This window comes from Paenibacillus caui, from assembly GCF_019904135.1.
Taxonomy (GTDB): Bacteria; Bacillota; Bacilli; order Paenibacillales; family Paenibacillaceae; genus Fontibacillus; species Fontibacillus caui.
Map to the genome: position 1 here is coordinate 44,705 of NZ_JAIOGQ010000026.1, position 22,835 is coordinate 67,539.

Consider the following 22,835-nt stretch of genomic DNA (forward strand, 5'->3'; position numbering starts at 1 on the left):
GGCCTCATAACAGGCAGGCTGCTTTGTATTCCAGTTCCCCTTCCTTTATAATGATAGAATCAATGAGTTGAACGAGACTCGTCAGGGGTGGGCGCCATGAGGGACATTCTGGAATTGAAAACACCGGCAGAGATCAAAATTTATTCGGACCCGTATCGGCTCAAAATATTTCACGGCTTTAATAAATTCGGCAGGCCTGCCACCGTCAAGGAAGTTGCAGATTCCCTCGGGGAAGTGCCTGCCAAGGTGTATTACCACGTGAAGAAGCTGGAAAGCATCAAGCTGCTGCAGGTTGTTGAAACACGCGAGATCAACGGGATTGTCGCCAAATACTATGAACCGTTCCAGGGGGACATCCGGCTAAAGTCGGAAATTAAAGCCGAGCTGGAGAAAGTGTATCTCTCCGAAACCCAAAAGCTGATTCAGGAAATGTATGAAATGAGTAAGCAGAAATTTTTAAGCAGTATTGACGGAACCCGGAAAACATCAGGACATCTGGTCAATAATTCTCTTTACATGACTAAAGAAGAAGCCGCCCAGCTCGTTAAAGATTTTGAAGCCCTGATCGAACCTTATGTCTCTAAGAGAAGGGGAGCCCATATTTATACCCATGAAATCTTTTTGTCTTTAATTAATGAGACAGGGGGAATTCAGAAATCCAATAATGATTCTGCTTCTTCCACAGGAAATCCAAATTCGGAGCCACCCTCTAACGAAACGTAAACAAGCGCCGTCAGATTATTTTTCCGGACCCTCCGGTATAAACAATCTGCGGCGCTTCTTTTATTGCCATATGGAATTTGTTCTAAACCAGTGCCTTAGCGGCGATATCAGTGCGCATATGCTTGCCTTCGAAATGAATCTTGTTTGCCGCCTCGTACGCTTTGTCCCTCGCAGCAGCGATATCGCTGCCCATTCCGACAACGCCAAGCACACGTCCCCCGTTTGTCACCCATTCACCGGCCTCGGTTTTACCGGTTCCGGCATGGAACACAAGCGCTCCGCCTGCAGCTTCAGCGGATTCCAGTCCAGTAATTGGGAGTCCCTTCGGATAAGAAGCCGGATATCCGGGCGAAGCCAGTACAACACAAACGGCCGCGTCCTCGCTCCATTCGATGTCGATCTGATCCAGCGTCCCATTCAGTGAGGCAAGAAAAATATCCAGCAGATCGGTTTTCAGCCGCGGCAGCACGACCTGGGTCTCCGGATCGCCGAATCTGGCATTGAATTCGACCGTCTTCGGCTTGCCTTCCGGCGTAATCATCAGGCCCGCAAACAGGACGCCGCGGAACGGCCGTCCTTCAGCCACCATCGCTTTCGCGGTCGGCTTGATGATCGTCTCGATCGCTTCTTCAATAATTGCTTCCGCGATATGAGGCAGCGGCGAGTAAGTCCCCATCCCGCCGGTATTCGGACCTTTGTCACCATCATAGACCGGTTTGTGATCCTGAGCCGCAGCCATCGGACGTACCGTTTCGCCATCTACAAAGGCAAGGATCGACATTTCCTGTCCTTCCATAAACTCTTCGATGACAACCTGGCTTCCGGAGCTTCCGAACACCTTGCTGACCATGATATCGGCAAGCGCCTGCTCGGCTTCTTCACGGGTGAAGGCAACCGTTACCCCTTTGCCCGCCGCAAGACCGTCAGCCTTGATGACAATAGGCACCTGCTGAGCCCGCAAATAAGCCAGCGCCGCTTCGTAATTGTCGAATTTCTCGTAGGCGGCTGTCGGAATGCCGTATTTCTTGAGCAGATCCTTCATAAATGTTTTGCTGCCTTCAATGTGAGCTGCGTTTTTGCGCGGTCCGTATACCGGAATGCCTTTGGCTTCGAACGCGTCGACGATGCCTTCAGCCAGCGGATCATCCGGCCCGATGACGACGAGTCCGACTTTCTTCTCCTCGGCGAATGCCGTCAAGCCGTCAAAATCGCTGACCGGAAGCGGAACAAGCTCGGCCACCTGGGCGATTCCCGCATTGCCGGGCGCGCAGTAAATCCGTCCGGCTTTTGCGCTTTTCGACAGCGCCCAGCATATCGCATGCTCGCGGCCGCCGCCCCCAACCACCAGAATATCCATGATTCTCCTCCTTTGATAGAAAGAAAGCCCGCCTTCGCGGGCCCTAATATATAGTCCAAATGCCAAAATAACCGATTATTGATTAATGTCTGAAATGGCGGACGCCCGTAAATACCATCGCTATGCCGTATTCATTGGCTACCTGGATCGACTCTTCGTCCTTGATCGAGCCGCCCGGCTGAATAACCGCAGTAATTCCGGACTTAGCCGCAAGTTCCAGCGTATCGCCCATCGGGAAGTACGCATCCGAGGCGAGCACGCTGCCTTTCGCCTTCTCGCCGGCTTGCTCGATGGCGATTTTGGCTGCGCCCACACGGTTCATTTGACCTGCGCCTACGCCGATTGTCATGCTGTCCTTGGCCAGTACAATCGCATTCGATTTTACATGCTTGACTACCTTCCAGCCAAACAGCAGCTGCTTCAGCTCTTCTTCCGTCGGCTGCCGGTCCGTTACTACCTTCAGGTCCGAAACGTTCAGGGAGTGAACATCGCTTTCCTGAACGACCATTCCGCCGTCGATTGTTGTAATCGTATAGTTTTTCTCGCGGTCTTCGCCTGCTTTCAGATCGCCGATTTTGAGCAGCCGGATGTTCTTCTTCTTGGTCAGCACATCAAGCGCGTCCTGGGTGAAGCCTGGGGCCAGGATGATTTCAAGGAAAATCTCTTTCAACAGCAGAGCGGTATCTTCGTCGATGATCCGGTTTGCGGCCACAATGCCGCCAAAAATCGATGTCGGATCCGCGGCATATGCTTTCTGGTAAGCCTCCAGCACGCTGCCGCCGATGCCTACACCACAAGGATTCATGTGCTTGACGGCGACAACGGCAGGCTCCTCGAACTCTTTTACAATCTGCAAAGCCGCATTCGCGTCATTGATATTGTTGTAAGACAGTTCTTTCCCGTGTAGCTGCTCCGCAGTTGTCATCGTATCGGCAGCCGCAAGCGGCTTGCGGTAGAAGGCGGCCTTCTGGTGCGGATTTTCTCCGTAGCGGAGGTCCTGAATTTTCTCGTAAGTAACCGTCAGCCGTTCAGGAAGCGGATCGCCCGTCACATTCGACAAATAGTCGGAGATCAGCGCATCGTAAGCGGCGGTATGACGGAATACTTTGGCTGCGAGACGTTTGCGCGTATCCAGCGTCGTATCTCCGTCTTTGCGAATTTCGTCCAGCACGGTGCCATAGTCTGCAGAATCTACAACCACGCTGACAAAAGCATGGTTTTTGGCAGCAGAGCGCAGCATGGTCGGACCCCCGATGTCGATATTTTCAATGGCCTCTTCATATTCGACATCAGGCTTGGCAATCGTCTCCTGGAAAGGATACAGATTGACAACTACAAGATCGATATAATCCAGACCAAGCTCTTTCATCTGCGCCTGATGCTCCGCACTGTCGCGGATGGCCAGCAAGCCGCTGTGCACGGCAGGGTGAAGCGTCTTTACGCGTCCATCCAGAATTTCAGGAAAGCCTGTTACATCCGAAATTCCGATAACAGGAACGCCTTCCTTGGCAAGCAGATTTTTGGTTCCGCCTGTCGAAATAATTTCCACACCCAGATTGGACAGCTCACGGCAAAACTCCACAATGCCGGACTTGTCGGATACGCTCACTAGCGCTCTTTTCATACTCAAAGATAGGACCTCCTTAAATTTGGTGATCAGGGGAAAAACGGCTTCTTTCTGAATGATGAGCAGCTGCCTTATTTCACCCGGTTTCCGGTTTGCTTAAGCCCGGGCTTATAGGCTTTATTCACGGGCAATCGACGGATTATTAAACCGCATGACAGCATGCGCTTTATTCCATTGAATACGCAAATATTTCTCGGGAAATATCGAAACGGCTCTAATGATTTCAAGATAACCTGACAAAAGAAACGATATTCGTACGAATTGTTTGCTCCCTGCGTAGTACGGCTCGGTTTAATGTCTAATCGTCACTTTTCGGCCTTCGATTACGACCTTGCCTTCAGCAAACGCGGACACGGCCTGCGGATAAAGCTTCATTTCTGCAGCATGAATTTTGGCTTCAAGCGACTCCCTGCTCTCGCCCTGGACCATTTCAACCGGCTGCTGGGCCACAATCGCGCCCGTATCCATCCCGCCGTCTACCAGATGCACCGTGATGCCGGTGACCTTCACGCCGTAATCCAACGCCTGACCGATCGCGTCCTTGCCGGGAAAAGCCGGCAGCAGCGACGGATGAATGTTGATCATTCGCCCTTCATACGGCTTCACAAGCACGGCAGTAAGCAGCCGCATATATCCGGCCAGAACGATCAGATCAATGCCGCGCCTTGCAAGCTCCGAGGCAATTTCGGCTTCGTACGCTTCCCGGCTGTCGTATTCTTTGGGCCGGAACAGATACGTGTCGATTCCTAAGGCTTGCGCACGCTTAACGACAGGGGCTTCGGGCTTGTCGCAGACGAGCAGGTCCACAGTGGCGCCCCCAAGCCGGCCTGCGGCCGCCGCTTCGGCCAACGCCTGAAAGTTGCTGCCCTGGCCGGATGCGAACACCGCAATCCGAAACGGTGTCATTAGACTTCAGCCCCCGTAAAGGTCACTTCGCGGGACCCCTCGGTGACTCTGCCGATCACATACGGCTTCTCTCCCGCGTCCGCGAGCGCCGCTTGCGCAGCTTCCACCTGATCGGCAGCGACGATAATGACAAGACCAATCCCCATGTTGAATGTTGTGAACATATCCCGGTTGGACACGCCGCCTTTATCCTGAAGCAGTTTGAACACCGGCAGAATCGGCCATGAGCCGTAGTCGATTTCGACATTTACGCCTTCCGGAAGGACGCGCGGAATGTTCTCGATAAAGCCTCCGCCCGTAATATGCGCCATTCCTTTTACCTGAACTTTGTCGATCAGCGAAAGGGCCGGTTTGACATAAAGCCGTGTCGGTTCAAGCAGAACATCGCCGAGCTTGGCGCCTTCCAGTTCTGGAAGCTCATCGCTCAGACTGTAACCGCCATCTTCCAGCAGCAGCTTCCGCACCAGCGAAAATCCGTTGCTGTGCACGCCGCTGGAAGCAAGGCCGATGACCGCGTCCCCGGCTTTTATGGTGCTGCCGTTAATAATTTTGCTTTTATCGACAACGCCGACCGTAAAGCCGGCGATGTCGTATTCGCCTTCCGCGTACATGCCCGGCATTTCCGCCGTCTCCCCGCCGATCAGGGCGCAGCCCGACTGGGCGCAGCCTTCGGCGATTCCGGCGACGATTGCTTCGATCTTGGACGGGATGACTTTATCGCAAGCCAAGTAGTCGAGGAAGAACAGCGGCTCCGCTCCCTGCACGACGATATCGTTCACGCACATCGCCACGGCATCGATGCCGATCGTATCGTGCTTGTCCATCGCAAAAGCAAGCTTCAGCTTTGTGCCGACACCATCGGTGCCGGATACCAGCACCGGTTCCTCATATTTGTCTTTGTTCAAGCCGAACAAAGCGCCGAAGCCGCCCAAATCGGTCAAAACTTCCGGGCGGAATGTCCGCTTCACATGTTTCTTCATCCGCTCGACTGCTTCATTACCCGCCGCGATATCGACACCGGCGCTTTTGTATGCTTCAGACACGTAAAGACACTCTCCTTAGGGGATATAATATTTATTTCACTAAGTTAAACAGCATAGTGATACCGTACAAACCGCTTGTTTGGCGAATGGTGCTTCAGTTTCTTCCCTCAGCACCCGCAGCCAAACTTCTCCTCACCGTCGAAATCGGTCCGTGTCGGATAATCGTTGTCGAAGCAGGCCATGCAGAGGCCGCCCTTGTAATCCGACTGATTGCTGCCGCCGATGGCTTCAACCAGTCCTTCCGGACTGAGGAAGGCCAGGGAGTCGGCGTTGATCTCCTTGCAAATTTCGGCAATGGATTTCGAGGACGCGATAAGCTCTTTGCGGTCCGGCGTATCGATGCCGTAAAAGCACGGATTTTTGAACGGCGGCGAGGTGATGCGCACATGCACCTCGGTTGCCCCGGCTTCGCGGAGCAGATTGACAATCCGGCGCGATGTCGTACCGCGCACGATGGAGTCGTCAATCATGACGACGCGTTTGCCTTCAACGACACGGCGGACGGCGCTCAGCTTCATTTTCACGCCCTGCTCGCGCAGCTCCTGGCTCGGCTGAATGAAGGTCCGGCCTGTATATTTGTTCTTGATCAGGCCAAGCTCATAAGAAATACCGGTCTGCTCCGCGTAGCCGATCGCCGCCGAAATGCTTGAATCCGGCACGCCGGTCACAACATCGGCGTCGACGAACGATTCCTGCGCCAAGCGTTTGCCCATTCTTTTGCGGGCGGAATGCAGGTTGGCCCCGTTCAGATCGCTGTCCGGACGCGCGAAATAGATATATTCCATCGCGCACAGCGCCTTGCGCTCCGGCTCTGCGAAACGGTCCTCATGCAGGCCGTCCGCATCCAGAATCAAAAGTTCGCCCGGCTGGATGTCGCGGACCGTTTCCGCGCCGATCGTCTCGAACGCGCAAGTTTCCGACGAGAACAGATAGGCATCGCCGAGCCGTCCCATCGACAGCGGACGCAGGCCGTGCGGATCGCAGGCGACGATCAGCTTGTCGTTGGTCAGCAGCAGAAACGCAAATCCGCCGACGATGTCGCGGAATGCATCCTTGGCCGCTTCGACAAGCGGTTTGGAGGATCTGGCAATGAGATGTGCCACGACTTCCGTATCGCTCGTAGTCTGAAAGATCGAGCCGCTTTGCTCAAGCTGCTTGCGGATCTTTGGCGCATTCACGATATTGCCGTTCGTCGCCACCGCCAGATCGCCGTCTCTGTACTTGAATACGAGCGGCTGGGCGTTGGTCAGACGGCTGTCGCCGCTGGTGGAGTAACGCACATGGCCGATCGAGCGGTCGCCGATCAAGGAGGTGAGCCGATCCTTGTCGAACACTTCTTTTACAAGGCCCATTCCTCGGTGGTAATGGAATTCGTTGCCGTCCGTTACACAAAGCCCTGCGCTTTCCTCGCCGCGGTGCTGCAGAGCATGCAGACCGTAGTAAGACAAGGACGCGGCCTCCGGATGTCCGAAGACACCGAAGACGCCGCATTCCTCTTTCAGCGTATCAAATATATCGTTAGGTCCTGTTCCCTGATTATAATAATCGCCTGTCCAAAGACTTTGCCGTCTTATTTCATCAGACATGGAATAGCTTCCTCCCAGACCTGCTTCAAGCCTTCAACCGGTTTGTTCAAGGCCGAAGCGCGGTTGATCTCGATTTCCAAGCTTTTGCCTGCTACTTGTCCGATTACAGAAACCGGCACTCCTTGACTTGCGATAAATTGTTCGAGTTCCTCCGCCTTGTCTGCCGATGCGGACAGCAGAATCCGTGATTGGGATTCGCTGAACAAAGCGACGTCAGGACGAAGCTGTGTTTCAATGGCAACTTTGGCGCCAAGACTGCCGCTGATGCAGGATTCGGCCAAGGCAGCTGCGAGCCCGCCTTCCGAGAGGTCATGGGCCGAGGATACAAGCCCTTTCTGAATAGCGGTCAAAACCGCACCAAGCAGCTTTTTCTCCGTTTCGAGGTCAAGCTCCGGCGGCCGTCCTTCCGTTACGCCGTGAACGACAGCCTGGAATTCGCTGCCGCCAAGCTCAGCTTTGGTTTCACCAAGCAGCAGGATGACGTCCCCTTCCTGCTTGAAGCCCTGTGTCGTAATATGGTCCACGTCATGTACGAGGCCGACCATGCCGACAACCGGCGTCGGATAGATGGCGCCTTTAGCGTTCTCGTTGTACAGGCTGACGTTGCCGCCGATGACCGGCGTATCCAGCACCCGGCACGCTTCCGCCATACCGTTCACCGTTTTCTCCATCTGCCAGAAAATATCCGGCTTCTCCGGACTTCCGAAGTTCAGGTTGTCCGTAATCGCAAGCGGTTCCCCACCGGAGCAAACGATATTGCGGGCCGCTTCGCTGACGGCGATTCGTCCCCCTACCTCCGGATCGAGATAAACAAAACGTCCGTTGCAGTCCGTTGTCATCGCCAAAGCTTTGCGCGTACCCCGGATCGTTACAACCCCTGCATCAGAGCCCGGCCGCACTGCCGTACTCGTGCGAACCATATAATCGTACTGCTCGTATACCCATGCTTTGCTGGCGAGCGACGGTGAGCCGAGTACTTTGTCCAGCGCTCCACCCAGATCGGTCATTTCTTCATACCGCAGGGTATCTACATTTGCCTGATCGTTGTAGTAAGCCGGTACCTCCGACGGTTTGTTGTAAATCGGGCACTCGTCAACAAGCGCGGTGACAGGCATATCGCCGACGATTTCGCCAAGATGGAACAGCTTCAGGCGTCCGTCATCGGTTACTTTACCCACTTTGGCGCAAATGACGCCCCAGCGGTCGAAAATTTCCTTCGCCTGCGCTTCATGCTGCGGCTCAACGACAAACAGCATCCGTTCCTGGGATTCCGACAGCATCATTTCGTAAGGCGTCATGCCTTCCTCGCGCTGCGGCACCTGGTCCAGATAAAGCTCGAGGCCGTTTCCGGCTTTACTAGCCATTTCGGCGCTGGAGCAGGTCAGTCCGGCTGCACCCATGTCCTGAATCCCGAGCACGATGCCGCTGTCAATCAGTTCAAGGCAGGACTCCATGACAAGCTTCTCCATGAACGGATCGCCAACCTGAACCGCCGTCCGTTTCGCTTCGGACTCTTCCGTCAGTTCCTCGGAAGCAAAGGTGGCGCCATGAATGCCGTCGCGGCCTGTAGGCGGCCCCACATAGAACACCGGGTTGCCTACACCCTTGGCGACACCGCGCTGTATTTTGTCATGATCGATCAGACCGACGCACATCGCATTGACGAGCGGATTTCCGTCATAGCTGTCGTCAAACACGACCTCACCGCCCACCGTCGGAATTCCGATACAGTTCCCGTAGCCGGCGATACCGGATACGACATGCTCGAACAGGTATTTAACGCGCTCGCTTTCCAACTTACCGAAGCGCAGGGAATTCAGAATAGCTACCGGTCTTGCACCCATCGAGAAAATGTCGCGAATGATGCCGCCTACACCTGTTGCTGCGCCTTGATAAGGCTCAACGGCAGACGGATGGTTATGGCTTTCAATCTTGAACACAACAGCCTGGTTGTCGCCGATATCGACAATCCCTGCGCCTTCGCCCGGTCCCATCAGCACCCGTTCTCCAGTAACAGGGAAGCGGCGAAGCAGCGGCTTGGAATTTTTATAAGCACAGTGCTCGGACCACATCACGCTGAACACGCCGATTTCCGTATAGTTAGGCTTACGGCCGAGAAAACCGCAGATCAGCTCGTACTCGCTGTCAGAAACACCCATCTGTTTGTAAATTTGCTGCTCGGCGATTTGCTCCGCCGTCGGTTCTTTAGCGGACAGTTGCTGTGTCATGGCGATCCCTCCAAGCTTTTAAAATTGATGTAAACATGCGTTTGCCGTCTTCGCTGCCAAGAAGCTTGTCAACCGCCCGTTCCGGATGGGGCATCATGCCGACCACGTTGCCGCGCTCGTTCGAGATCCCCGCAATGTCGATAACCGAACCGTTCGGATTGCTCACATAGCTAAAAACAATTTGTCCGTTCTCTTTCAGTCGTTCCAGCGTTTCTTCATCACAATAGTAGTTGCCTTCGCCATGCGCGATCGGGATCGTAATTTCTTCTCCTGGCGCATAATCGTTGGTGAACGGCGTATTGTTATTTTCAACCCGCAGCACGGTATCGTGACAGCGGAATTTCAGCGCCATATTCCGGCGGAGCGTGCCTGGCAGCAGTCCAGCTTCGGTCAAAATCTGGAATCCGTTGCAGATGCCCAGTACGAATTTGCCCTCTTCTGCCGCCTTCGCCACTTCAGCCATCACCGGCGCAAACCGGGAAATGGCGCCGCAGCGCAGATAATCTCCGTAAGAGAACCCGCCCGGAACAAGAATGCAATCATAGGCCGAAAGGTCGGTTGCGGTATGCCAGACATAATCCACCGGTTCGCCGAGCACATCCTCAACCGCTTTATAACAGTCAATATCACAGTTGGAACCCGGAAACACAAGTACAGCAAATTTCATGGATGTTAGCCCTCCAATTCAAAGCGATAGTCTTCCACGACCGTGTTGGCGAGCAGCTTCTCGCACATCATTCTAAGACGGGCTTCGGCTTCCGCGCGGTCGTTGGTATCCAGCGTCAGCTCCATATACTTACCAATTCGTACACTTTCGACTTCCTGAAATCCCATGGAATGAAGCGCGCCCTGCACGGCAACCCCCTGCGGATCAAGTACGCTTTGCTTAATGGTGACATAGACCGTTGCTTTCATCATGTTCCCTGTGTTCCTCCTAAAAGTTTTGTATAGCATAACCTTCCTGAGCAGCATCGACAAAACTCGCATCGGAAGGATCAGCTTAAGTTTTATTTATTAAAGTGAACTAAAAAGCACTTCAAAACCTTCTTACGATCGCTGCTCCAGCCAGGAAGCTAAAGCTCCCGGCCGGTTAATCTGCGGTAAATTTCACGGTAGCGCTTTGTCGTTTCCTCTACCACCGAAGGAGGCAGCGGAGCGGGCTGACTGTTTCCATCCCAGTCGGAATGGGCCAAATAGGACCGTACCGGCTCCTTGTCCATACTGTCGATTTCAATATCCAGCGCGTAGTTCTCCTTGGCCCAGAAGCGTGAAGCATCCGGCGTGAACATTTCGTCAATGACGATCAGCTTGCCATCCAAAAGGCCGAATTCCAGCTTGCAATCCGCCAGCAAAATGCCCCGTTCTCCGCAATAGTCACGCACGTAGGCGTACAATTCGAGCGAACGGGCCTGCATCTCCTCGGCCAGCTCCTGCCCGACCATCCCGGCCATTTTCGAAAACGGAATATCCTCATCGTGGCCGACGTCATTTTTCGCTGCGGGCGTAAAAATCGGCTCCTCCAGCTTGCTGTTCTTGCGAAGGCCTTCCGGCAGCTTGATGCCGTTAATTTCACCGGTTTTTACATACTGCCGCCAGCCTCCGCCGGTGACATAGCCGCGCACGACGCATTCAATATCGATGCGCTGCGCTTTGCGCGTCACCATCACGCGGTCTTTAAGCAGCTCCTTGTCCTTGATGACGCTCCCCAGCCGCTCCACATCCGTATGAACAACATGATTCTCCATCAGGGACGCGGTGCGTTCAAACCAGTAAGCGCTCAGCCGGTTCAGCACGTTGCCTTTGTCCGGAACAGCCGGCTCAAGCACATAATCGAATGCCGAAATCCGGTCTGTCACCACAATCAGATAATGCTCGCCAAGGTCATAAAGCTCCCTGACTTTCCCCTTGTAAAGAAGCGGCAAATCCACCAGATCCACTGCCGTTGAAACTGCAGGTTGCGCCAAGTAAAACCCTCTCCTTTGCCCGCCTTCGCTAGAGCGGTATTTAACGTTTAATTGTTTAGCCCAAGTTTTGAAAAAATCGTATCGACGTGCTTCAAATGCCACGCAGGGTTAAATGCATCATCAATTTCTTCGGAGCTCAGCACTTCCGTAATCGCCGGCGTTTCGCTGATAATATCGCGGAACTGGCGCTGCGTCTCCCAAGCCTGCATCGCCAGCGGCTGCACCGTGTCATAAGCCTGCTCACGGCTGAAGCCTTTGTCGATCAGCTTGGTCATCACGCGTCCGGAGAACGGCACGCCGAAGGTCCGGCCCATGTTGCGCTTCATATTTTCCGGGAAAACGGTCAGGTTCTTCACGATGTTGCCGAACCGGTTCAGCATGTAGTTCAGCAGCATCGTCGCATCCGGCAAAATGACGCGCTCTACGGAGGAATGCGAAATATCGCGCTCGTGCCACAACGTCACATTCTCATAAGCGGATACCATATGGCCGCGGATAACGCGGGAGAGGCCGGAAATATTTTCGCAGCCGATCGGGTTGCGTTTGTGCGGCATCGCCGACGAACCTTTTTGGCCTTTGGCGAAAGCTTCTTCAACCTCGCGGAATTCGCTCTTCTGAAGCGCGCGGATTTCCGTCGCGAATTTATCCAGCGAAGTGGCAATCAGTGCAAGAGTCGCCATATATTCGGCATGACGGTCACGCTGCAGCGTTTGGGTAGAGATTGGTGCAGGCGATGTACCCAGCTTTCCGCAAACAAATTCTTCAACAAAAGGATCGATATTGGCATAAGTGCCGACCGCGCCGGAAATTTTGCCGTACTGCACATTGTCGGCCGCGCGGCGGAAGCGCTCCAGATTTCGTTTCATTTCCTCGTGCCACAGTGCCATCTTCAGTCCGAAGGTAGTCGGCTCGGCATGCACGCCATGAGTGCGTCCCATCATCGGCGTATTTTTGTAGGCAATCGCTTTATCCTTCAGAATCGCAATGAAGTTCACGATGTCTTGTTCCAAAATTTCATTGGCCTGCTTGAGCAAAAACCCAAGCGCCGTATCGACGACATCCGTCGAAGTCAGCCCGTAGTGAACCCATTTGCGCTCAGCCCCAAGGCTTTCCGAAACGGCGCGTGTGAAGGCGATGACATCATGGCGCGTTTCCTGCTCGATTTCATAGATCCGGTCGATATCGAAGCGTGCATTCGCCCGCAGCGCCTTTACATCTTCCTTCGGAATGACGCCAAGCTCGGCCCACGCTTCACAGGCGCACAGTTCAAGTTCAAGCCATGCCTTGAACTTGTTCTCCTCCGTCCAAATGGCTCTCATTTCCGGTCTGCTGTAACGTTCTATCATCCTTGTTGATTCCTCCAAATATTAGTTTGCTTAATCCAGTTCAGCCCATCCTGCACATCTCTGCACAACAGGTTAATATGCCCCATTTTGCGCTTTGGCGCGGGTTCGCTTTTGCCATATAAATGCACTTTAGGCACAACATCCGCTGTCTCTGCAGATGGCTGCTCCAGCCATTTGCCGCTCGTCATCCGCTGCACAACCGGCTCAAGATGCTCGCCAAGCACGTTGACCATAACGACGGGACTCAGCAGCTTCGCTTGTCCGAGCGGCAGGTTGCAAACGGCTCTCACATGCTGCTCAAACTGCGACGTCGTGCATGCTTCCATCGTATAATGCCCGGAATTATGCGGACGCGGCGCAAGTTCATTCACAAACAGCTCGCCGTCTTTCGTGAGGAACATCTCCACCGCCAGCAGGCCGACCGCTTCAAGCGATTCGGCAATCCGCGCCGCCAGCCGCTCCGCCTCCTGCTGAACTTCGCCGGATACCCTGGCCGGAACAATCGAGGCGTGGAGAATGTTGCCATAGTGAATGTTCTCGGCTGCCGGGAAAGTCTTGATCTCGCCCCCCGGGCTTCTTGCCGCGATAACCGACAGCTCTTTGTCGAACGTTATAAACTGTTCAAGCACGAGCTCCGCCCCGCTGCTGCTGAGCGTTTGATAGGCTTCGGCAATCTCGTCTTCGCTCCGGATAACCCATTGTCCCTTGCCGTCATAGCCTCCGGTTGCGGCTTTCAGCACACTGGGGATTCCCAGACGCGAAACAGCCTCTCTCAGTTGCTCCTCGCCAGTGATTTCGGCATACGGGGCGACCTTGACGCCCGCTGCTTCAACCGCGCGTTTCTCCCGCAGGCGGTGCTGTGTCGTGTGCAGCAGCTTGCTGCCTTGAGGAACGGAAGACAGCTCCTCCAGCAGAGCCGCAACTTCCGAGTCCACATTTTCAAATTCATACGTTATGACATCCGCCCGATGTGCAAGCTCCCTTGCCGCCTCCTTGTCCCCGTAACCGGCGACAATTTGCTGCGCGACTTGTCCGCACGGGCTGTCCGGTGTCGGATCCAGCGTAACGAACCGGTAACCCAGATTGGCGCCGGCGAGTGCCATCATCCGTCCAAGCTGTCCGCCGCCAAGCAGTCCGATGGTCGATCCGGGTCTAACTTGCCCCTCGCTCACAGCTTCACCTTCTCCAGATCGCAGCTGCTTTCCAGCACTTCTTCTGCGATCCGCTCCCTGCGTTCCTGCAGCCGCTTCATCAAATCGCTGTCGAAAGCGCCGAGAATTTGCGCGGCCAGCAGCCCGGCATTCGTTGCCCCCGCTTTGCCGATTGCTACCGTTGCCACCGGTATACCGCCAGGCATCTGAACGATCGACAATAGCGAATCCAGCCCGTTCAGCGCTGCCGACTTGACCGGAACCCCGATGACCGGAAGCGTTGTTTTCGCTGCTACCATCCCGGGCAAATGCGCGGCACCGCCTGCGCCGGCAATGATCACCTTGATGCCCCGATCCGCCGCCTCTTCTGCGAATTCAAACATCAGATCAGGCGTCCGGTGTGCGGATACGACCTTTTTCTCATAAGCGATATTCAGTTCCTCCAGCACGTTACAAGCGTGAACCATTGTTTCCCAATCCGATTTGCTGCCCATAATCACAGCTACCTGCGCTGACATGACTCGACCTACTCTCCTCTATTTTTTAAGGCAAAAAAGTCCGATATCTCGCGAAAATACAAGTATTTTCATGACATCGGACTACACGGGAATACAGAACAAAAGAAGGTAAGACATCACGATCTATCCTTCCCCTTAATATTCCCTCGTAGTCCGAAAATTTACGGTTTTCAGGTAGAAACTGCCAGGCCCTATTCCCGGCTTTATACGAGAATCTTATATTTGGCGCCCTGGAATTTTCCTCGCGCTTTTCTAAACCTAGTTTAACAATACCGATCATGTCATGTCAACTAAACCCGAACATTCCATTTTCGCAAAATCAAAATGTTCGTATTTTACCTGCCAACCCGACAAAATGCATGAAATTTCTCCCCCTTTCCAAAAAATAAAAGGGAATGCCCGCTATAAAACAGACATTCCCTTTCGATTCGGCACAATCCTGTTATTTCACTACAAGCACCGGAATACGGGCATGCTGGACCACATTGTGGCTGACACTGCCCAGCACGAATTCACGAATGCCGCCAAGTCCTCGGCTGCCGATCACTATAACGTCATTGTCGTTCTTGACTGCAAAATCCAGAATCACTTCCGCCGCCGAGCCTTGTTCGAAGCTTTAGAACCGTCGTAGGCCAGCAATATTTTATTGAATAACATCATGTCCACCTCTTTCTATGTACCAGATCATTGAGGCGGGTTATCGCAAAAAATACGTATAAAGCGCGGCATTCAAAAACAGCAGCAGCGGAATACCGAACACAAAGCTTCCATGACGTGTCTTATGACGCTTCTTGTACATGGCAATAAGGATGCCAAGCGCTCCACCGATTGCCGCTAGCAGAAACAGCGTCCGCTCCGGGATGCGTTCCCGCCTTTCCCGAGCCCGGCGCTTGTCGTCCGACATCACCAGGTAAGCAATCAGGTTGATGAAAACAAACCATGCCATCAAGGCTTCCCTCATGGGCCGATGCCTCCTTAGGCTCCATTGTGAACCTTTTCTTTCTTTAATTATAAATCCGCCCCTATTCAAAAACAATTTCACAGCTGCGGAAACCCCTTGTTCTCTATCAGCATTTCAATAAAAATTTCCGTCGCTTTCGTCTGAAACTCGAGGTCGGGCGTAATAAGCGAAAAATGGCGCAGAATCGGAAAGCCCGAAGTATCCAGCAGCTTCAGCGCCCCCAGCCCCAGCTCCTTGCGGATCGTCCAAAACGACAGCAGGGTAATTCCCAGACCCGCTTCGATCGATTCTTTGATGGCCTGGGTGCTGCCGAAAACCATCAGATTTTCGGGGTAAAATCCAAGCAGTTCAAACGCTTTCTCCTGCATTTCCCTCGTCCCGGAACCCTCTTCGCGCAGAATCCAGGTTTCTCGGCTGAGATCTGCAGGCGTGATGACTGTTTGGCTTGCCAAGGGATGATGCGGACCGGCGGCAATGGACATTTTATCCTCGGCAAACGGTACTGCCCTGATCCGGTCCAGTTGCTTGATTTCCCCTTCAATAATACCGGCGTCCAACTGGCGGAGGCCCACCAGCTCGATAATTTCTTTGGAGTTGGCAATCGTAATGCTCGGCTGAACCGTGGGATAGCTGCTGCGCAAATAGGCGATGGCGTGGGGCAGAATATATTCGCCGAACGTATAGCTTGATCCTATGCTGAGCGGTCCGTGCGCCGTGTGCTTTAAATCATCCAGCAAATTTTCCATCCGTGTATACAAACTCAAAATTTCCACCGCATGATGGTACACGATCTCGCCGGCTTTGTTCAAACGCACATATTTATTGGTTCTTTCCAGCAGCTTGGCGTTCAGGCTCCTCTCCAGCCCCTGGATGTAGCTGCTGACGGCGGGCTGAGTCATGTGCAACGCTTCGGCCGCACGGGTAAAATTCTGCTGCTGCGCAACAGTCATAAAAACAAGCAGGGCCTGATCCATAAAATAGCCTCCTTCAGCGAAATTTATAATAAGTAATTACTTATTATAAAAATAATAATAACTTATTTTACTTATATTTGAATGAGGCATATGATGAACGCATCAAATCTTTTACCGGAGGAAAACAGATGGAACAGCAAAGCGTTATGACTCATCCAGATCCGGAGGGGCCGAATGCTTCTCCCGATCAGAAGCGCCCCAAAACTTTTCCCGCCCTCCGCTCGCTTGGCGGAATCGGCTTTACCTTCCTTATTGCGCTCATCGGTTACTTTCTGGCGAAGGTACCTGGTTTTGACCATGTGGGCCAACTGGCCTGCGCGATCATTATCGCCGTCGTCTACCGGCAAATCTGGGGCTATCCGGAAAAAATACGAGCCGGGGTTCAGTTTTCGGCCAAAAAACTGCTGCGCTTTGCGATTATTTTGTTCGGCCTGAAGCTGAATATTGACGTTGTATTTCAACGGGGTCTGGGACTGCTGGCCCGCGACGTGGGAACGATTGTGTTCGCGATTGGGCTGACGATGCTGTTAGCTAAATGGTTCAAAGCGGATTTGTCCCTGTCGCTCCTGCTTGGCATCGGAACTGGAGTTTGCGGAGCAGCGGCAATTGCGGCCGTGTCTCCAATTCTGAAAGCCAAAGACGAGGACACGGCGATTGGCGCCGGCATGATCGCACTGGTGGGAACGGTGTTTGCGATTGCCTATACCCTGCTCAGACCGATGCTGCCTTTGAGTTCGGTGCAGTACGGCATCTGGTCCGGCGTTAGTTTGCACGAAATCGCCCATGTGGCCCTGGCCGGCGCTCCAGCCGGAACCGACGCGCTGGCGATTGCGCTGCTGGCAAAGCTGGGACGGGTGTTCCTGCTTGTGCCGCTGAGCTTCATTCTGATGTACTGGATGAAGAGGAAAAACAAATCCCAAGGCGATGCCGGTTCAACCGCCCAAATTGAGTTTCCGTGGTTTCTGATCGGTTTTATCATTATGAGCCTGTTTAACAGCTATGTGTTGGGACATTCGTTCTCGATTCCCGCTCATGCCATGAACGACATTTCTTTCATCACCACATTTATTTTAACGATGGCGATGATTGGACTTGGACTGAACGTCAGTCTGAAGGACCTGCGAGCCAAAGCCGCGGGGCCGCTGTTGGCCATGGCGGTAACCTCAATAGTCCTGTCGGCGCTTTCCTTTTTTACCATGTAAAGGTCTGCTGGCCCAAATCCAATGATTAGGAAGGCCGGACATTCGCGTATCCATCGGGGACACCATCTCGCTGCTGACGGAACCGATTATATAAATGTGAAAAGGGAGCCGCGTATCAGCTTCAGCTCCCTTTTTTGCCATGTGGCAAACCCTCCTCTGGCGAGCTTGTGCACGAAAAATATAGAAGCTGTCCTTTTAGCCAAAAACGGCTTTCGGAACAGCTTCTTTTGCGGCTTGACCGGTTATGATGATTTAGGATTACTGTTTCGGGACTTCGTTTAAACTCGGCGGGTAGTCCGCCTGTTTATTCGGCTTTGTTTCCCGGGCTTCTTCCATAATGCTTGATCTGTTCTGTTTGTTGTCATTCTTGCGCGGTTTATGATACGGCACGGGCCATCACCTCCTGAAGCTTAACATCCCATGGCGAAACGGATTTTATTCGCTGTGGCCGGGTTATTTGCCCTTCTGCTCCATGGCCGCCTTCAGCAGCTCGCCAAGATTTGCGCCCAGCGATTCCTGCTTGGCATATTGTTTGACCAGCTTTTGCTGTTCGCGTTTATTCACGCGCTGCCCGTCCTTGTTGACCGTCTCGGTGATGCCGCATGGAAGACACTGAACGTATAGGCCCGCTTTGCCTTCCCTCAGCTCCATCTTTTTATGGCACTGCGGACAGCGGCGGTTGGACAGCCGTTTTTCGGCAGACCGGCGGTATCCGCAGTCCTCTGCCGGGCAGATGAGCAATAGTCCGCGTTTTGTCTTCTTTTCCAGCAGTCTCGTTCCGCAATCCGGACAATGGCTGCTCGATACATTATGCGGCTTGTAGGTTGCATCGCTGCCTTTGACCCGGCTTACAAGCTGCCCCGCCATTTCCCGGATGTCATGCAGGAAAGGATCGGGCTTCCCGTTCCCCTTTGCGATGCGCTCCAGCTCGGCCTCCCACTTGGAGGTAAGCTCCGGCTTGCGGAGCTCGGCCGGCGCCAGGTCGATCAGCTGTTTCCCCTTGCCTGTCGGATGGAGTGCATTTCCCTGACGTTCAATGGTATCCGAGCTGACCAGCTTCTCAATAATATCCGCGCGGGTAGCTGGAGTTCCGAGACCGTGCTTTTCCATTTGCGACAGCAGAGCCGCTTCCGTGTAACGTTTGGGCGGCTGCGTCCGGCCATTTTCCAGGCGGCACCGCTTTACGCTAACCTTCATGCCTTCATTCAACTCGGGCAGGGCCGAGCTCGAAGTTTCCTCTTCGCCCTCTCCCTCATCCTCTTCGGATTCGTCCACAACGGCATTCTCATAGACGGCGCGCCATCCCTGGTCCTTCATCGTAATGCCTTTGGCGGTAAACGTTTCGCCATTAATTTCAATGGTTACGGCCACCTGGTCGAAACGGGCCGGTCCATAGAACAAACTGATGAAGCGGCGGACAATCAGGTCGTACAGCTTCCGCTCATCACTGCTGAGCGCATTCAGCAGCACTGTTTGCTCTGTAGGAATGATGGCATGGTGGTCCGTTACTTTGCTGTCGTCCACAATTCTTTTTCCGAGTGTCAGATTGCCTCTGAGCAAAGGTCGGGCAAATGCGGCATAGGGCCCGACTGCCACACTGCTAATCCGTTCCTTGAGCGTACCTGCCATGTCGGAAGTCAAATAGCGGGAATCCGTGCGCGGATAAGTCACCAGCTTATGCTGCTCATAAAGCTTCTGCAGCACATTGGACGTTTGCTTGGCCGAAAGTCCGAACCGCCGGTTGGCGTCCCTCTGAAGCTCCGTCAGATCATAGGCAAGCGGATGCGGAACGGTCTTTTCACTTTTTTTCACCTTGACAATGGTCCCTTTGCTTCCTTCGAACTTGCTCTGCAATTCCTTCGCCCGGTTCGGATCAAAAATACGGTTATCGCCGCCCGGCCCACGCCAGAGCGCTTCAAATCCGTCAAGCTGGACTTTAATCCTTGCGTACTCTTCGGACCGGAACGAAGTAATTTCCTGTTCTCTTGCCATGATCATGCCCAGTGTAGGCGTCTGCACCCTGCCTGCGGACAACGGCGCATTAAATTTCGTAGTCAGCGCGCGGGTTACATTAAGCCCAACCATCCAGTCCGCTTCAGCCCGGCATCTTGCCGACTGGAACAGACGGTCGAACTGGTTGCCGGGTCTCAGCTGGGCAAAACCCTCCTTGATCGCCTTATCGGTCTGGGAAGAAATCCACAGCCGTTTGAACGGTTTGTTCCATTTCGCCATTTCGATAATCCAGCGGGCGAGCAGTTCCCCTTCCCGGGCAGCATCGGTTGCAACGACCAACTCGCCGATATCGCCGCGGCGCATCAGCTGCTGAACTGCCCTGAACTGCTGCCCCGTTTCCCGAAGCACTTTCAGCTTCATAGTCTTGGGAAGGATCGGCAAATCCTCCAGATTCCATGTCGCATATTTATGATCATAATCCTCAGGCTCAGCGAGGCCCACCAAATGGCCCAGCGCCCAGGTCACGACATATTTAGATCCTTCAAAATATCCTTTATGTTTATCGCGGCTCCCCATCACTCTTGCGATTTCTTTGGCAACCGATGGTTTCTCCGCCAATACCAATGTTTTCATAGGTACCTCCTTTTTATCCATTTGTTTATTATAACATTTCTGCCACCGGTCATGCCGCAGTAGCATCTTGGGTGTCATGCTTTTTTGATGATAGCGAAAAGAAACCGGCGGAGCCATCCCCACCGGTTTCTTTGTTTTATGCTTTATTATCTGCCTACAAATTCTTGAGCCCAGTACCCGTTATAATAGCCGACACCGATCAATGTAAAATTACCATTCAAAATATTGGCGCGGTGACCTGCGCTGTTCATCCAGGCCTTTACGACTTCCTGCGGTGTTTTCTGGCCCATCGCAATATTTTCACCCGCGTAGCTGTATTTGATATTAAACTTCTTCATCATATCAAAAGGAGATCCATAAGTCGGGGACGTATGGTCGAAATAATTGTTCTGGCTCATGTCCTTCGCCTTAGCCAGCGCCATTGTATTCAGAGCACCTTCTCCGGCGAGCGGCTTAAGGCCAGCCTTTGAACGTTCCTGATTCACCAGGCTGATGACCTGGGTAGCGAACTGCGATTTATCCGCAGACACTCCAGCCTGCTGCTTGCTGCCGCTGTCTGGGGTATTCGTTGACGGTTTAGGAGCAGGAGCACCTGCATTCGATGGTTGCTGCTGGACAGGCTTGGACGCAGGCGGTTTTGCTGCTGGCGGAGTGAAGGATGGCTGGTCTTCTTGAACCTGGCCGTTAATCCCCTGAATCTGGTTCATAATCTGAGTCCAGTCAATTTCATTTATATATACGGACCAATCCAATGTATGGGTCGTATTTGCGCTCTTCGTTACATAACTGGATGCGGACGCGGAAGTTGGCAGAACAATTCCGAGAGATAGTAATACTGCAAACCCTCCGGCTACCAAACGCTTTGTCCTTGCTGATTTCATTCTGTCATCTCCTTGTTGTCTCTAGTTTGTTACAACCGGTAACATTATTGTAACCTTTACTATCGTAGCATGAATGCCTGCCGTTTCTAACCCCTCAGATATTGGAATTTCCAGTTCGGATTGTTCGGTTAATTGATGATTGGACAATATTTCCACAAAAAAAAGCCAAAAGATCAGTGTTAACTGTTCTTTTGGCTTTTTATTTATAGGATGTATGGATAGGCGCAGGGCCTAAAGCGTTAATTGCGCACGTTTTATTTTCCGATATGACTGTACGGCTACTCTTATCCCAAATGAAGACAGGCTTCAAAATAAACCGTGTCCTCCGCTTGTCCTCGAATAAAAATACGCCCGTCCGTCAATGCGGAACGCAAGATGCACAGGTTGTCTCCCCTTTTACTTTCCTTTATATATGTAATTTGAAAACGGCGCAGATCAAGGGTCTGAAGTTCCCCTGCTGTTAACGCATCATAGCAAAGATCGGCATAGCGCGCATTGTTTAAATGTCCGTTTATATCAAGGCCGCTGTACCTCACCTCGTATTGAAACGCCTCTGAAAGCTCTATATTCTGCGGGATGGCCACCTTTTCCGGCATATTCCCAACCGAATCCCCCGTATAAGCCTCTACTTGGACAGGAAGTGCCGTGGGACGGAGTATTCTCCGCTTATGAATGTCCACGAGCGCCCAGATGGATCTTCCGGCAGCCACCTCTTCCTCCTCCGCTCCAAATACCCGATAATCTCTCTGCCAGAGCGGCCCCTTAGTCCCTTTGCTCCATGTCCGTATGCTCAGCGTTTCTCCAAGTTTAGGAATCCGCCGGACATCCAGATCAAGCGTCATCAGCATCCAGCCCATCCCTGCCGCAAGCAGCTCCCGCCAGTTGATGCCCAGATCATTCGCCGCGGAATCCGCAGCCTGCTGCAGCATATCCAGCAAAACGGATAACCTGCACCCCATTCGAAAATCCGCATCGCTCATATGAACAGTCCGTTCCTCTATCCATATCAATTGCTTATTATCCACAGTTTATCCTCCCTTCTTGTTCTAGTCTAAACCCGAAAGCAGCCAAAATACCACTATTTATTCCAAACTGTACTTTAATGCTTCGTCGTTCGCTGGTCTGAACGCTATTGGCCGAAGATTTGAAGCCTCTTACGCTGTGAATAACAGCCTTTACACTGCCGGGCCTATGCAAAAAAATTGGGGTCAATGTGAACTAATCTGTGAGTATTGGGGATGAATTTGTGCATTTGTGGAAAAAAATTATCAAAACAACGCTGAATTAGTGCCCTGCTTTTGTTTTCCTTGTGTACAATATTTATTTTTGGAGATTTTCGGTTTCATATTGTGGATGGAATAACGGTCTGCATTTGCTATCCACCTGTGGACAAAAGAAAAACCACTGTCGATTTGATCAACAGTGGTTATTGTGCTTGGCGGCGTCCTACTCTCCCAGGACCCTTCGGTCCAAGTACCATCGGCGCTGGAGGGCTTAACGGTCGTGTTCGGGATGGGTACGTGTGGAACCCCTCCGCCATCGCCACCAAACGGGCATTTGTATAACAAATGCTTGTTTCAAGCTTGATCGCTTGAAAACTGGATACGAAACTTCTTTGCGTCTTAGCCCCGCCAGTTTTCACTTAGTGGGGTTTGTTTTGGATAAGCCCTCGACCGATTAGTACTGGTCAGCTCCATGCATTGCTGCACTTCCACCCCCAGCCTATCTACCTCGTCGTCTTCAAGGGGTCTTACGATTTGGGAAATCTCATCTTGAGGGGGG

20 protein-coding genes, 2 rRNA genes, 1 pseudogene and 1 riboswitch are annotated in these 22,835 nt (G+C 52.9%); of the genes and pseudogenes, 2 read left to right on the forward strand and 21 right to left on the reverse strand.

The features are described 5' to 3' along the window. The first annotated feature begins 96 nt into the window (after positions 1–96). Positions 97–723, forward strand: coding sequence for a winged helix-turn-helix domain-containing protein (locus K7397_RS15595; protein WP_223068862.1), 627 nt, complete (start codon positions 97–99; stop codon positions 721–723). An 82-nt stretch (positions 724–805) separates the two neighbouring features. Here K7397_RS15595 and purD read toward each other — a convergent pair whose 3' ends face one another. The 15 genes and pseudogenes from purD to K7397_RS15670 form a co-directional block, all read right to left on the reverse strand. Beyond that, a complete protein-coding gene (gene purD, locus K7397_RS15600) occupies positions 806–2,080 on the reverse strand; it encodes a phosphoribosylamine--glycine ligase (RefSeq protein ID WP_223068863.1) in 1,275 nt (424 codons plus the stop codon). Positions 2,081–2,162: 82 nt separating this feature from the next. After that, on the reverse strand, positions 2,163–3,710 hold the full coding sequence (gene purH, locus K7397_RS15605; RefSeq protein WP_223068864.1) for a bifunctional phosphoribosylaminoimidazolecarboxamide formyltransferase/IMP cyclohydrolase: 1,548 nt from the start codon (positions 3,708–3,710) through the stop codon (positions 2,163–2,165). A 288-nt stretch (positions 3,711–3,998) separates the two neighbouring features. Then, positions 3,999–4,613: a phosphoribosylglycinamide formyltransferase gene (gene purN, locus K7397_RS15610; RefSeq protein WP_223068865.1), complete on the reverse strand. Its 615-nt coding sequence runs from the start codon at positions 4,611–4,613 to the stop codon at positions 3,999–4,001. Beyond that, positions 4,613–5,656, reverse strand: coding sequence for a phosphoribosylformylglycinamidine cyclo-ligase (gene purM / locus K7397_RS15615; RefSeq protein WP_223068866.1), 1,044 nt, complete (start codon positions 5,654–5,656; stop codon positions 4,613–4,615). The genes purN and purM overlap by 1 nt, the downstream gene beginning before the upstream one ends. 107 nt (positions 5,657–5,763) lie before the next feature. Beyond that, complete coding sequence (gene purF / locus K7397_RS15620; RefSeq protein WP_223068867.1) at positions 5,764–7,242, reverse strand: amidophosphoribosyltransferase; 1,479 nt, start codon at positions 7,240–7,242, stop codon at positions 5,764–5,766. After that, positions 7,227–9,470: a phosphoribosylformylglycinamidine synthase subunit PurL gene (gene purL / locus K7397_RS15625; RefSeq protein WP_223068868.1), complete on the reverse strand. Its 2,244-nt coding sequence runs from the start codon at positions 9,468–9,470 to the stop codon at positions 7,227–7,229. The genes purF and purL overlap by 16 nt, the downstream gene beginning before the upstream one ends. After that, positions 9,448–10,137, reverse strand: a complete 690-nt coding sequence (purQ, locus tag K7397_RS15630; protein WP_223068869.1) for a phosphoribosylformylglycinamidine synthase subunit PurQ — start codon at positions 10,135–10,137, stop codon at positions 9,448–9,450. Before purQ ends, purL begins: the two co-directional genes overlap by 23 nt. Positions 10,138–10,142: 5 nt before the next feature. Continuing rightward, complete coding sequence (gene purS / locus K7397_RS15635; RefSeq protein ID WP_223068870.1) at positions 10,143–10,388, reverse strand: phosphoribosylformylglycinamidine synthase subunit PurS; 246 nt, start codon at positions 10,386–10,388, stop codon at positions 10,143–10,145. Positions 10,389–10,543: 155 nt separating this feature from the next. After that, positions 10,544–11,434: a phosphoribosylaminoimidazolesuccinocarboxamide synthase gene (locus K7397_RS15640; RefSeq protein WP_223068871.1), complete on the reverse strand. Its 891-nt coding sequence runs from the start codon at positions 11,432–11,434 to the stop codon at positions 10,544–10,546. A 47-nt stretch (positions 11,435–11,481) separates the two neighbouring features. Next, positions 11,482–12,780 (reverse strand): adenylosuccinate lyase, encoded by a 1,299-nt coding sequence (gene purB / locus K7397_RS15645; RefSeq protein WP_223068872.1) that lies wholly within the window; start codon positions 12,778–12,780, stop codon positions 11,482–11,484. Continuing rightward, on the reverse strand, positions 12,777–13,952 hold the full coding sequence (gene purK / locus K7397_RS15650; RefSeq protein WP_337926740.1) for a 5-(carboxyamino)imidazole ribonucleotide synthase: 1,176 nt from the start codon (positions 13,950–13,952) through the stop codon (positions 12,777–12,779). The genes purB and purK overlap by 4 nt, the downstream gene beginning before the upstream one ends. After that, positions 13,949–14,449 (reverse strand): 5-(carboxyamino)imidazole ribonucleotide mutase, encoded by a 501-nt coding sequence (gene purE, locus K7397_RS15655; protein ID WP_223068873.1) that lies wholly within the window; start codon positions 14,447–14,449, stop codon positions 13,949–13,951. Before purE ends, purK begins: the two co-directional genes overlap by 4 nt. Before the next feature lie 129 nt (positions 14,450–14,578). Next, positions 14,579–14,680, reverse strand: a riboswitch (purine riboswitch). A 211-nt stretch (positions 14,681–14,891) separates the two neighbouring features. Next, a pseudogene (locus tag K7397_RS15660) lies at positions 14,892–15,056 on the reverse strand (universal stress protein); the annotation flags it as partial. A 90-nt stretch (positions 15,057–15,146) separates the two neighbouring features. After that, the gene (locus K7397_RS15665) at positions 15,147–15,410 is read right to left on the reverse strand and encodes a DUF1294 domain-containing protein (RefSeq protein ID WP_223068874.1); all 264 of its coding nucleotides are present in this window, start codon (positions 15,408–15,410) and stop codon (positions 15,147–15,149) included. Positions 15,411–15,487: 77 nt separating this feature from the next. Next, a complete protein-coding gene (locus tag K7397_RS15670; RefSeq protein WP_223068875.1) occupies positions 15,488–16,384 on the reverse strand; it encodes a LysR family transcriptional regulator in 897 nt (298 codons plus the stop codon). Positions 16,385–16,512: 128 nt separating this feature from the next. Here K7397_RS15670 and K7397_RS15675 point away from each other — a divergent pair, with 128 nt between their 5' ends. Then, a complete protein-coding gene (locus tag K7397_RS15675) occupies positions 16,513–17,586 on the forward strand; it encodes a YeiH family protein (RefSeq protein WP_237690964.1) in 1,074 nt (357 codons plus the stop codon). 258 nt (positions 17,587–17,844) lie between these two features. Here K7397_RS15675 and K7397_RS21900 read toward each other — a convergent pair whose 3' ends face one another. From K7397_RS21900 to K7397_RS15700, 6 genes are all read right to left on the reverse strand, one after another. Continuing rightward, entirely contained in the window at positions 17,845–17,976 is a 132-nt protein-coding gene (locus tag K7397_RS21900) for a hypothetical protein (protein WP_337926741.1), read from the reverse strand. Positions 17,977–18,039: 63 nt separating this feature from the next. Then, positions 18,040–20,172 carry a DNA topoisomerase III gene (locus K7397_RS15680; RefSeq protein ID WP_223068876.1) on the reverse strand — a complete coding sequence of 711 codons (2,133 nt, stop codon included), beginning with the start codon at positions 20,170–20,172 and terminating at the stop codon, positions 18,040–18,042. Positions 20,173–20,318: 146 nt separating this feature from the next. Next, entirely contained in the window at positions 20,319–21,053 is a 735-nt protein-coding gene (locus tag K7397_RS15685; RefSeq protein ID WP_223068877.1) for a CAP domain-containing protein, read from the reverse strand. 284 nt (positions 21,054–21,337) lie between these two features. Continuing rightward, complete coding sequence (locus tag K7397_RS15690; protein ID WP_337926742.1) at positions 21,338–22,078, reverse strand: acyl-[acyl-carrier-protein] thioesterase; 741 nt, start codon at positions 22,076–22,078, stop codon at positions 21,338–21,340. Between the two features lie 408 nt (positions 22,079–22,486). Then, a 5S ribosomal RNA gene (gene rrf, locus K7397_RS15695) occupies positions 22,487–22,603 on the reverse strand. A 107-nt stretch (positions 22,604–22,710) separates the two neighbouring features. Continuing rightward, positions 22,711–22,835 (reverse strand): 23S ribosomal RNA (locus K7397_RS15700); the annotation flags it as partial.